This is a genomic window from Glutamicibacter halophytocola (genome assembly GCF_001302565.1).
Taxonomy (GTDB): domain Bacteria; phylum Actinomycetota; class Actinomycetes; order Actinomycetales; family Micrococcaceae; genus Glutamicibacter; species Glutamicibacter halophytocola.
On sequence record NZ_CP012750.1, the window covers coordinates 3350721 to 3361439 of the forward strand.

The 10719-nt window shown below is 61.1% G+C and carries 13 protein-coding genes; 5 read left to right on the plus strand and 8 right to left on the minus strand.

Translation table 11 applies throughout. The features are described 5' to 3' along the window. Positions 1–327: 327 nt before the first annotated feature. Entirely contained in the window at positions 328–594 is a 267-nt protein-coding gene (locus tag AOZ07_RS15490) for a hypothetical protein (protein ID WP_060702803.1), read from the minus strand. A gap of 435 nt (positions 595–1029) precedes the next feature. Between AOZ07_RS15490 and AOZ07_RS18875 the strand changes: the two genes are divergently transcribed. Genes AOZ07_RS18875 through AOZ07_RS18880 form a run of 3 tightly spaced genes read left to right on the plus strand, consistent with a single transcriptional unit; the run spans position 1030 to position 1815 of the window. Beyond that, a complete protein-coding gene (locus tag AOZ07_RS18875) occupies positions 1030–1293 on the plus strand; it encodes a hypothetical protein (protein WP_194943693.1) in 264 nt (87 codons plus the stop codon). Positions 1294–1319: 26 nt separating this feature from the next. After that, entirely contained in the window at positions 1320–1679 is a 360-nt protein-coding gene (locus tag AOZ07_RS15495; RefSeq protein ID WP_060702804.1) for a 4a-hydroxytetrahydrobiopterin dehydratase, read from the plus strand. Further along, positions 1672–1815, plus strand: a complete 144-nt coding sequence (locus tag AOZ07_RS18880; RefSeq protein ID WP_194943694.1) for a hypothetical protein — start codon at positions 1672–1674, stop codon at positions 1813–1815. The genes AOZ07_RS15495 and AOZ07_RS18880 overlap by 8 nt, the downstream gene beginning before the upstream one ends. Positions 1816–2150: 335 nt before the next feature. Here the strand turns inward: AOZ07_RS18880 and AOZ07_RS15500 are convergent, their stop codons facing one another. Together AOZ07_RS15500 and AOZ07_RS15505 are read right to left on the minus strand one after the other, a co-directional pair. After that, a complete protein-coding gene (locus AOZ07_RS15500; protein WP_060702805.1) occupies positions 2151–3680 on the minus strand; it encodes a GMC family oxidoreductase in 1530 nt (509 codons plus the stop codon). A 140-nt stretch (positions 3681–3820) separates the two neighbouring features. Then, positions 3821–4798 (minus strand): EamA family transporter, encoded by a 978-nt coding sequence (locus AOZ07_RS15505; protein WP_084793301.1) that lies wholly within the window; start codon positions 4796–4798, stop codon positions 3821–3823. Positions 4799–4920: 122 nt separating this feature from the next. Between AOZ07_RS15505 and AOZ07_RS15510 the strand changes: the two genes are divergently transcribed. After that, entirely contained in the window at positions 4921–5469 is a 549-nt protein-coding gene (locus tag AOZ07_RS15510; RefSeq protein ID WP_060702806.1) for a CGNR zinc finger domain-containing protein, read from the plus strand. Between the two features lie 114 nt (positions 5470–5583). Next, on the plus strand, positions 5584–5895 hold the full coding sequence (locus AOZ07_RS15515; protein WP_146276582.1) for a hypothetical protein: 312 nt from the start codon (positions 5584–5586) through the stop codon (positions 5893–5895). Between the two features lie 12 nt (positions 5896–5907). On the opposite strand, the gene rraA is transcribed toward AOZ07_RS15515, so the two are convergent. The 5 genes from rraA to AOZ07_RS15540 all read right to left on the minus strand — a co-directional run bounded on the left by rraA (position 5908) and on the right by AOZ07_RS15540 (position 10710). Beyond that, complete coding sequence (rraA, locus tag AOZ07_RS15520) at positions 5908–6384, minus strand: ribonuclease E activity regulator RraA (protein WP_060702808.1); 477 nt, start codon at positions 6382–6384, stop codon at positions 5908–5910. Between the two features lie 79 nt (positions 6385–6463). Further along, on the minus strand, positions 6464–7858 hold the full coding sequence (locus AOZ07_RS15525) for an amino acid permease (RefSeq protein ID WP_236995338.1): 1395 nt from the start codon (positions 7856–7858) through the stop codon (positions 6464–6466). A 177-nt stretch (positions 7859–8035) separates the two neighbouring features. Next, positions 8036–8329, minus strand: a complete 294-nt coding sequence (locus tag AOZ07_RS15530) for a hypothetical protein (RefSeq protein ID WP_236995204.1) — start codon at positions 8327–8329, stop codon at positions 8036–8038. 38 nt (positions 8330–8367) lie between these two features. Next, on the minus strand, positions 8368–8961 hold the full coding sequence (locus AOZ07_RS15535; RefSeq protein ID WP_194943695.1) for an HdeD family acid-resistance protein: 594 nt from the start codon (positions 8959–8961) through the stop codon (positions 8368–8370). A gap of 249 nt (positions 8962–9210) precedes the next feature. Beyond that, positions 9211–10710, minus strand: a complete 1500-nt coding sequence (locus AOZ07_RS15540; protein ID WP_060702811.1) for an aldehyde dehydrogenase — start codon at positions 10708–10710, stop codon at positions 9211–9213. Between the last annotated feature and the right edge of the window lie 9 nt (positions 10711–10719).

Consider the following 10719-nt stretch of genomic DNA (forward strand, 5'->3'; position numbering starts at 1 on the left):
AATCCACGTGGAAGCTCTGGAGATACCCAGCTGCACTTGGAAACCGGCACATCCCAAGCTCCCAGCATCCTACAAAAGTATGATTGACAGATCGCGATTATTTGTGAATTAACCAATCTGACTATGCAAGAGTTAGCCGTGAATATAGTTAAATACGTAATATTCGCGAATATTGGATCAACCTCCATGATCCCTTGCTAGATTTCATGGCGTCAGCGCAAGTTGATGCAGCACCATTCATCATCACAAAACACGGAGGACATCATGGATCTGATCAACACCATTCTTGAACTGCTCGCCAGCCTGCTCGGAGGCCTGGGCGGCTAATTACGGCCCCAATAAAGCAAAGGCCACTTCGCGCCAACGGCAATTCCCGCCGTGGCCGCTGGGGCCACCTTGCACATTGCCACCCTGGTTCTCCTGCAGCACCGGCGGCACTGCATTCCACGACCCCCGTGAAGTCCACCGGACCTTCATGGGGGTCGCTTGTTCGCTCATCGGGCTGATGAGCGGCGGCACTGCACCACCTTTCGTCGATGCGATGAGCGTCTGCGCGATGAACAACAGCGAAACCTTCTGAAATGCGATTTGCATCACATTCATTATTCTGCGCATACTGTGATGGTAATCACCTCAACTGTCGTTGGTACGTGGCGGAACAGAGCCGTCCTCTCTGAGGGCGGGCGGCGCAGGAGCCATTTCCTCCCCGGAAAGCTCCCAAGCAGCCATACCGCCACGGGACGGCAACTCGGGAAAGCAGCGCAGAAAGGACTGCGCTCACCGGGGAGAGCAAGCTTCGCCCAGTAGTCGGGTTGAAGTGAAAACTCCCAGGTACCAATGCAGATGGAGAGATGCCACGAACAGTGCCGCTTTCAGCGCGTAGGATTCGAGGGATCTTTCCAATGGCAAAGGCAGCAGTTGCTCTCAGCGCAGCGGGCTGGAGTTGTCTTCCCGGAGCACAGGCGAGTCTGGCGTTCTCAGCAAAGTAAGTTGCTAGGCGTCACGCCATGCTCCTGGAAGGCAACCAGCATGAGTACCGCCAGTTCTGCTCCCACACTCGACTGCGGACTAGCCAATGGCCACTTCCGGCTCACCACCAATGGCAGGGCCAGCGGCAGCGGCCCGTTTATCAGTCGGCAAGGCCGAAATGCGCCAGGCTCGACAGCGGCCCCAGCTGATCCAGCATCGCCTTCTACTGCCCCGCAGCCTGCGTATTCACTGGGCGCCCTGTACGTTGACCTCGATTACTGCGACGATGACAAGTGGCGGTCTCTGCCCAGCACCATGGGATAACCCTCCGCCTTGCAAGGAGATGCCCCATGACTAATATCCGACAGATTTCACGCGCTCAATCACCGGTTCCCCTGGCGCCGGAACAGCGATTAGCAGTTCTCCAGGATTGGATTCGAAGCAAGGAATCATTCACTGCGTCCTACCGATTCGAATCGACCAGCACCGCACTGGAATTCATCACACTCGTCGGGCTGCTCGCGGAAAAGGTGGGTGTCCACCCGCACGTGGAATGGCGCATTGACATTGTCAGCCTGCGCCTGGGCCACGGCCCGAGCACAGAGATGACCGGGGATGAAGTGAACCTGGCCCGACGCATTTCGGCCGAAGCGCACCGGCTTGATGGTGCTGCCTTGATTAATTGCGAATCCCGTGAGGCAATTGCCTGACCCAATTCCCAAGACCCACTTGGCGCTCATGTGCCGATGGGACAACTTCCCGATGCTGGCCCGGCAGGCACGCAACCGCATCACCCAGCGCCGTCATATCCACACGGTTAATAAGCAGGCTGGAAGCCAGTTCTGAACTGGCCTTGTGAAAGATCAACAGCGCGGTGCCGACCACAGAAGCCGCGCGAATGGCCCAGTTTCGCTAGCAGGCAAGTCCAATGCAGATCTTGCCGGCATTTTCCAAGAACGGGGCAATCCAGCTCCTCGGTTCCAAGTCGAGGGCCGCGACAAGCCAAGAAGCTGAACAGCTGGACCTCCATGATTTCAAGAACCAGTGAGGGCCAGCTGCTAGCTGCATCCGGCTGGCAACGGAATTCGGGCTTGAAACAGAATTTTCATGCCTTCACTATTGTCCTGAGGGATTGCCTGCACGCACCTGGGCCCCCTGAAGCCCATGGCATGCAGGCCTCCCTAATCCGCCAACCCGAGATCCTTGAGCAGGAATTTGGCGCCCTTTTCCCCAATCAGGATCGATGGCGCATTGGTATTTCCTGTAGTAATTCTCGGCATGATCGATGCATCGATCACGCGCAGCCCTGCCAGGCCATGCACTTTGAGCTCTGGGTCGACAACCGCCCGTTCGTCCACGCCCATCGCGCAGGTTCCGACCTGATGGTGGTAGGTCACCGCATTGTTGCGAATGTACTCTTCGAGCTGCTCGTCATCCTGGACTTCCGGCCCTGGATAGATTTCCTGCGCTCCCCAGGATTCCGCGAGCGCTTCTTGCTGGGCTATGCTCCGGCACTGCTTGATGGAGAACAGGAAGGCCTGGATGTCGCGAGGGTCAGCCAGTGCGTTGATATCGATATTCACCGGATCATCCAGGTCCGGGCCGCTCAGGGTGAGTTCGCCGCGGCTATATGGGGTGACGATCCCGGAATGCAGGGTGAACGCGGTGCCGTCGATGGGCTCCATTCCCGGCGAGTACATGGGCACAGCAAAGAAGATCGGCTGGGTATCCGGTGCTTCGAGATCATCCCGCGACTTTGCAAACAGGTGCGACTGGGTTACCGATACGCCCTGGCGCGGTGCCGGAATATCGCGAGCAGTAGTCTTCGCGATGACCGGTGCCAGAAGATGGTCATGCAAATTCTTTCCCACACCCTGCAGGGCGTGCACCGGGGCCACCCCGGCCTGCTGCAGTTCTTCACTGGGTCCGATTCCGGAGCGCAGCAGGATTTGCGGCGATCCCAGGGCACCGGCGCTGAGCACAACATGGTCCGCGGTCAGCTGGCGCATTTGCCCATCCTGGCGGTAATTCACGCCAACGACGGCACCCTGCTCAACTATGACCGAATGCACCTCGGCACCGGTAATGATCGTGGCCTGGCCCCGGACCGGCTTCAGGTAGGCCTTCCAGGTATTGATGCGCACCCCGTCAACGATGTTGACCTGCTCCTTGGAGACCCCGTCCAAGACCCCGGAATTGTAGTCGGGGTTGAAGGGGACGCCGGATTGCTCGGCTGCCTTGATGATGGACGCGTGGATCTCATCCAGCTCATAGTCATTGTCGACCGGAATGGGCCCGCCGACTCCATGGACACCGCTGGCTCCGCCGGAGAAATCTTCGATATCGCGGTACACCGGCAGCACGTTCTCCCAGGCCCATTCCGGACCGCAGTGCTCCGCCCAGCCATCAAAATCCTGCTGGGCGCAGCGAACCCAGATCGTTGCATTGAGCGCATGCGAGCCGCCAAGGACCTTGCCGCGCGGCAGGTGCACGCGTTTTCCGGCAGTGCCTTCCATGGGCGTGGTGTAGTAGTCCCAATCGTCGGGGCTGTGCCACAGCTCCCCGAGCCGCGAAAGATCATGGATGGCCGGATTGGTGTCTTCTCCCCCGGCTTCGAATACGGTCACATCGGCGCCGGCATCGATCAACCGGCGGGCAACCACCGATCCTGCCGAACCAGCACCGACCACAATGACAGATACCTTGCCCATGGAAACTCGCTTTCTGCAATCCACCAGCCCACGCCGTTGCGGGCCGCGAAGTCATGGAACCAGTGTGCCCCGGCTCACAGGCCGGGAATTGGCTCTGCGTGCAGCGCCATTGCCATCGAGCGCACAGGACGCCTTGGCGATCACTGCCCTTTTCGCAGGGCCCGCAATTCGTCAACACGCACCAGCACCACGCCAGCGACAATCAGCAAGCCGCCAAAGAGCTGAACCAGTCCCGGCAATTCCGAGAGCAGCAGCCACGCCCAGAGCACCGCGAACAACACCTCGGTCAGCGAAATGAAGCTGGCGACCTTGGAGCCCAAGGCCCGTGCCGCCATGACCCCGGTGGTGTAGGAGAACACCGTGGCGATCATGATCAGCCCGATCAAGGCTGCCCACCAAGGAGTCTGGAATCCGGCGAAGGATCCGCTGCCCGCAGCAAAGGTCATCGGGAGGATTCCCAAGGCGCCCACCAGCAGCATCGTGATGGCCCCTACGGCCATGCCGCCTGCGGAGAGCATGATCGGCGGCAGCGCCCCATCGACCTTGGCGCTGATGAAAAAGTAGACGGTCAGCCCGACGGCTGCTCCGAGTCCCCAGAGGACCCCGATCGGATCAATGGCTGATGCTCCGGTCAAATCCAGCACCGCGATCAAGCCCAGCAAGGACAACAGCGTGCCGGCAATGGTGGCTGCCGAGGGCCGCTTCTGATGCCTCACCCACAGCACCAGGACGATGAGCACCGGCGCCAGATACTCAAGCAGCAGAGCCACGCCCACATCCAGCCGCTGCACGGCCAAGAAATAGCACAGCTGGCAGGCTCCCACGCCGAAGAGGCCAAAGAGCAGGATCGACAGCCAATTGGTGCGCACCAGCACCCATCGTCCACGCATCGCAAGAACAGCCGGGATGGCCAGCACTACCGCTGCCCCGGCCATGCGCGCGGCTACCGCTGCGGTGGGGCTCCATCCTGCTTCGAACAGGCCTCTGGCAAAGGAACCGGAAATTCCAAAGGCCGCCGAGGAGGCCAGGGCAATCCAGATTCCCCTGGCTTGGCTGCCGCCGTGCGCTGATGGCTCCCGGGTGCCTGCAGGCAGCTGCGAGCCGGTGGTTTCGCTCATGGGTGTCGATGTCTTTCACGAAGAATTCCAAGCCCCGCACAAGGGGGCAACAATGCATATGGGCATGACGATACGGTTAGGCTTGAGAGGCAGTCAATCCACCCCTCGCCCAGGAACGAATTATGACCTTTGCCCCAGATATCGTCGCTTCGCTGAAGACCGTCGTGAACCTCTTGAATACCGAGGTGCAGATCATCGACATGCTCTCCACCGTCGCTGATCTGGACGAATTCCTCGACGCCGAGAACTTCGAGGGGTCCCGCGCGCACAACCAGGCGGAGCTGCGTTCCATCCGCCAGCTGCGCTCCCAGCTCAAGGGCGTCTGGACCGGCAGCGAAGAAGAGGCCGTTTTCAAGGTCAACCAGATCCTGCGCAATGCCAATGCCCAGCCGCAATTGATCAAGAGCGAGAAACTCGGCTACCACCTGCATGCGACGACGACCAGCACGCCCTTGTACGACAGGTTGGCAGTGGACGCCGCCATGTCGCTGGCCGAGGTCATTCGCGCCGGCGGCATCGAGCGGCTGCGGATCTGCGCTTCTGCCGACTGCCGCAATGCCCTGCTGGACCTGTCCCGCAACCGGTCAAAGATCTATTGCGATACCGGGAACTGCGCCAACCGCGAGCACGTGCGCGCCTACCGGGCGCGAAAGTCCGGCAAGTCTTCCTAGCGGAGGCGAACTGCTGGCGAGGTCCACGGCGCGTTCTCGCATTTAACCCGATCAGCACCCTATGATGAACACACCACCGGTACATCGGTGGTGCAGCAGTTGAAAGGGCAGGTCATGACTCAGGAAACACACGCTTCAGACGACTACGAGGCACGGCTGGAAGCTGCTCACAGCAACCCGATTGTGGCGGCAGGACGCTGGGTTGTCGCACTGGCTTCGGCGACCTTGGGTGATGGCGAGTTCGAAGCCAACGAGCCGCAGGTCGTGGTGCATTCGCGTGAAGATGATTCGGTGATGCTGCGCATCACCACCTCCAGCCTGGAAGAGGCAGAGCGCCTGATCGTGCAGATCCGCGAGGACCTGGAAAATCTGAGCACCGAAGAATTCCGTGCCGAGTGGGAACAGGCGGCTGACCGGGAACGGTAGCCGCACACCGGACTAGTGCTCGACGAGAATCCCGTCGATGTCCGCGTAGACCATCGCACCAGGGCGCACCTGCACATCGCCGATGTTCAGCACTTCATCAACCGCGCCATGCGAACGCTTGACGGTTTTGCGCGGATTGCTGCCCAGGGCCTTGATGCCCAGTTCCAATTCCGCCAACGCTGCGCGGTCGCGCACGGCACCGTAGATGATCACGCCAGCCCAGCCGTTGACTTCGGCGCTGGCGGCAATCATGTCGCCCATCAGCGCATAGCGCAGCGAGCCGCCGCCATCGACAACAAGCACTGCGCCGTTGCCCGGGAAGCTCAGGATCTCCTTGATCAGCCCGTTGTCTTCGTGGCACTTCACGGTGCGGGCTGGTCCGTGGAAGGACAGCCGTCCGCCGAAGTCCTGGAATTGCGCCGAGACGGACTGCAGCGCTTCACCGTGCTGGTCGTACAGGTCTGCGGTGCTGATGGGATCCTGCTGCATGATGCTCCTCGGAGGTCTGCGATGGTCTTCCACCACTCAGCATATCCGCGCACCGCGTACCTGCCAGTAGATGACGGTCCTAGAGCTCAAGCTCCCGCTGGTACGCCGCGGCATCCAGGGAACCCAAGCGTGAATGGCGGCGCCCGTAGCCAAGGTAGATGCCGGCGCCGACAACCATCCACAGCCCGAAGACCACCCAGGTGATCCCGGCAAGGTTGAACATCAAGAACAGGCAGGCGGCAATGCCGAGGATGGGAGTGGCCGGGTACAGCGGCACGCGGAAGGTGCGCGGAGTATCCGGCTGGGTTTTGCGCAGGTACATGACCGAAACGCCGACCAGCGCAAAGGCGAACAGCGTGCCGATGCTGGTGGCTTCGGCCAGCTGCCCCAGCGGAATCAGCGAGGCGGCAATGGCGACCAGCAGGCCGGTGACGTAGGTGCCGATCACCGGGGTATGCGTCTTGGGCGAGACCTTGGCGAAGAAGCGCGGAACCAGGCCGTCGCGTCCCATGGACAGCAGAATGCGCGTCTGGCCATACAAGGTGGTGAGCACCACCGAGACGATGGCGATGACCGAAGCCAGCGCGAAGGCCAGCACCATCCAGCGCTGCCCGGTGATCTCCGAGACGATCTGCACCAGGGCCGCTTCGGAATCGGCGAACCAACTCCATTCGCGGGCGCCAATCGCGGCAACGGCTACCAGCACGTAGATGGCGGTCACCAAAACCATCGCGATCATGATGGCACGGGGCAGGGCCTTCTGCGGGTTCTTCGCTTCCTCGCCCGCGGTGGAGGCCGCATCAAAACCGATGTAGGAGAAGAAGACCATCGAGGCGGCACCGGTGACACCGGCTGCGCCCATGGGCAGCAGCGGGGCGAAGTTCCCGGCGTTAAAGGCAGTAAAGGCGACGATCACGAAGAAGATCAGAATCGCGATTTTCACCAGCACCATGATGGTATTGGCCATCGCGGATTCACGGGCTCCGCGCACCAGCAGAACGGTGGCCAGCACCACGACGATCAACGCCGACAGGTTGATCACTCCGCCTTCGCCCGGCCCGCCGGCCAAGCTCTCGGGCAATGACAAGCCGAAGATCTGCAGGGTCTGGTTCACGTAGGCCCCGGCTCCGACAGCTACTGCGGCCGCGGAGACCGCGTATTCCAAGACCAGGCACCAGCCGCAAATCCAGGCGACTCCCTCGCCCAGGGTGGCGTAGGAATAGGAATAGCTGGAACCGGAGACCGGAACCATGCCTGCCATCTCGGCGTAGGACACCGCGGAGAGCAGTGCGGTGATGCCCGCCAGCACAAAGGCGATCCAGATGGCCGGCCCGGCCACCGGCACGGCAGATCCCAGGATGACCAGGATCCCGGTGCCCAGGGTGGCGCCCACCGAGATCATCACCAGCTGCATGACACCCAGCGAACGCTTCAGCGTGCCGAGCCCGGCGTTGCTGGCGGCGTCATTGGACATCGCATTGATGGACTTGCGCCGCAGCAGCTGCTTGCCCAAAGGGGTGTGTCTGGCTGGCGGGGTGGTACTGGTGCTACTCACGGGAAATCCTTGATACGTATTTGTCGCAAACGGGAACGCGCCGGGACTATCGGTAAAGGACAGTCCCAGCGCGTGATCTTTGGCTAAGCTTTATTATCAGTCTTCAAACTTCTTGTCCGGGTTGGCTGAGGATCGGTTCACTCCGGTCCCCTTGCCCAGGTCTGGATCATTCTCCTTGCCTGCCATGGTCATCACCGAGATGACCAGGAGGCAGGCGATGAAGGCAATGCCGAAACAGGCCAAGCCGATGTCGAAACGCAGCGGATTCTGCGATCCGCCGGTGGAGCTGACCAGACCGACGACTCCCGCGACGATCGCCATGGCCAGCGAGAAGCTCAGTGGGCCCTTGATCGACTGGCTCCACGGCTGCTTCTTCTTGTTGTTTCCCACCAGAAACTCCGTTTCTACTTTTCCTGCAGACTTCAAGACTAGTTGTTTTCTTGCTCCGGCATATCGGCCGCGTGGGGCGCTTCTGCCTTCATCTCGTGGCGATGGCCGAATCCGGCAATCAGCTCGAAGACTGCAAGGACAATGGTGCCGCCGCCAATCAGGCCGAAGAGCGCGTGGGCATCCATGCCGCCGCTGAAGCACAGCGCCATGGCCAAAATCACGCCCACCGCACCGGTGACCAGCTGGTTCCTGAACGGCGGGAAGGCGTGGCGGAGCTTGGCGAAAACGTAGAGTTCAGCAATGCCGGAGGCCAGGAAGGCGAAGGCCGCGATGTATCCGATCCATGCCACGGAGGTGGCGAAGATGGTGGCGATGCCGGCCAGCAGCATCAGTCCGGCGCCTGCGGCATAGGCGCCGCGGGACTTTTCCGGGGCACTGCCAACCACCACGTACTGCCACATGAATACGCCGGTGACTACGAGGAACCCTGCCGTTGAATAGGCCAGGGCCTTCTGGTCCGCCCCGATCCAGAAGATCGAGAGCAGCGCGTAGGCCACCGCAGTGAGTCCGCGCAGGAAGACCGGGCGGAAAACATCTTGGGCTTGGGTTGGGGTGGTTTTTGGTGCAGGCACAATTTCTATTCTACCGCGCATAGAACTAACCGCCAGTTCAACGATGACAAAAGCGGGGATTGCGAGGATAGCTGGCCATGGGACCACGGGAAATCCGAGGCTCCAGTTCTCATCTTGAGTGCAGGATTGCCGCGGAGGCCATTTTGTATTCAATAGCCAGGCTGGCGTTGCAAGGGCCCAACTGCCAACCGCGTGCGGAGCGGAAAGCAGCCGGGCCCGAACCAAGGATCTGTGCAGGTCCTGGTTGAACTAGCCGTGCTGGATCCATGTGGTTTTCAAGCCCGTGTAGTTATCCAATGCATGCACCGATAGGTCACGGCCGAAACCCGATTGCTTGAATCCACCAAATGGGGTCGTCAAACCCAGCGCATCGACAGTATTGATCGACACTGTTCCAGCTACCAGGCGAGCAGCGACGCGGTGGGCGCGGGAAAGATTCGTGGTCCACAATGATGCGGCCAGCCCATACTCCGTGCCGTTGGCCAGTTCAATCGCCTCCTCTTCGGTATCAAAGACGCTGATCGTCGCTACGGGGCCAAAAATCTCGGTATGGTGCAGCGGGTGCGTGGCCGGCAGCTGCGCAATGATGGTCGGTTCAATGTAGGCATCGGACCCATTCAGGGTCAGCCGCCGACCCCCAGCACGGATGACCCCGTCATTCCGGCCGCTCTCGATGGCCTGTTCCACCTGATCGGCATGGGCGCTGTTCACCAGTGCTCCGGCCCCGGCATGTCCCGGATCCAGCGGGTCCCCCGGTGCATAGTCGGCACTGTGCTTGGCCAGCGCCTCGATGAACTGTTCGGCAATGCCACGCTGAACCAAGATGCGCGAGTTCGCCGAACAGACTTCGCCTTGGTTGTAGAAGGCTCCGAAAGCCGCCTTGGCCGCCGCCGCATCAAGATCCTCAACATCATCGAAGATCAGGTTGGAGCTCTTTCCTCCGGCTTCCAGCCCGAGACGCTTCATATTGGACTGCCCCGAGCTTTCAAGCAGCCCCTTGGCCACCGCCGTTGACCCGGTGAAGGCCACAGCATCCACATCCATATGGCGCGCCAGCCCTTCTCCCACGATCCGCCCTGAACCTGGAACAACATTGAGCACGCCGGCGGGAATACCCGCTTCCACGGCCAATTCGCCCAGCCGCAACGCTGAGAGCGAGGACTGCCCGGCTGGTTTGAGCACGACGCTGTTTCCGGCTGCCAAGGCCGGTGCAAGCTTCCAGCAAGCAATTTCCAGCGGGTAGTTCCACGGAGTAATGGCCGCCACCACGCCCAGTGGTTCGCGCGTCACCAGTGCGGTAGTGCCCGGCGGGGTTGAAGGGATTTCATCGGATAGCTTGTCGACAAGCTCCGCGTACCAGCGGAAAGTCTCGACGCTTCCCGGGATATCCACCGTGGTGCTCTGCGCGATGGGCTTTCCCATGTCGAGGCTGTCCAGCAAGGCCAGCTCTGCGCCGTGCTCCTCCATCAGATCCGCTAAGCGCAGCAGGGTTTCCTTGCGGGCCGCGGCGCCGATGCGGCTCCACTGCCCGCCCTCGAAGGCAGCCCGTGCCGAAGCAACTGCCGCTTCAACGTCCTCGCTGGTGCAGGCGGCAATATCAACCAGGTGGCGCCCATCGATCGGGCTGATGCTGGGGAAGGTCTGCGCGTTCGAGGCGTCCTGGCGTTGCCCATCAATCAAGGCTCGCCCGTCAAGGCGAAGCGATCCGGCGAGCTCCCGCCATGAAGTGTCTGTAGATAGCTTGGTCATTGTTTCTTC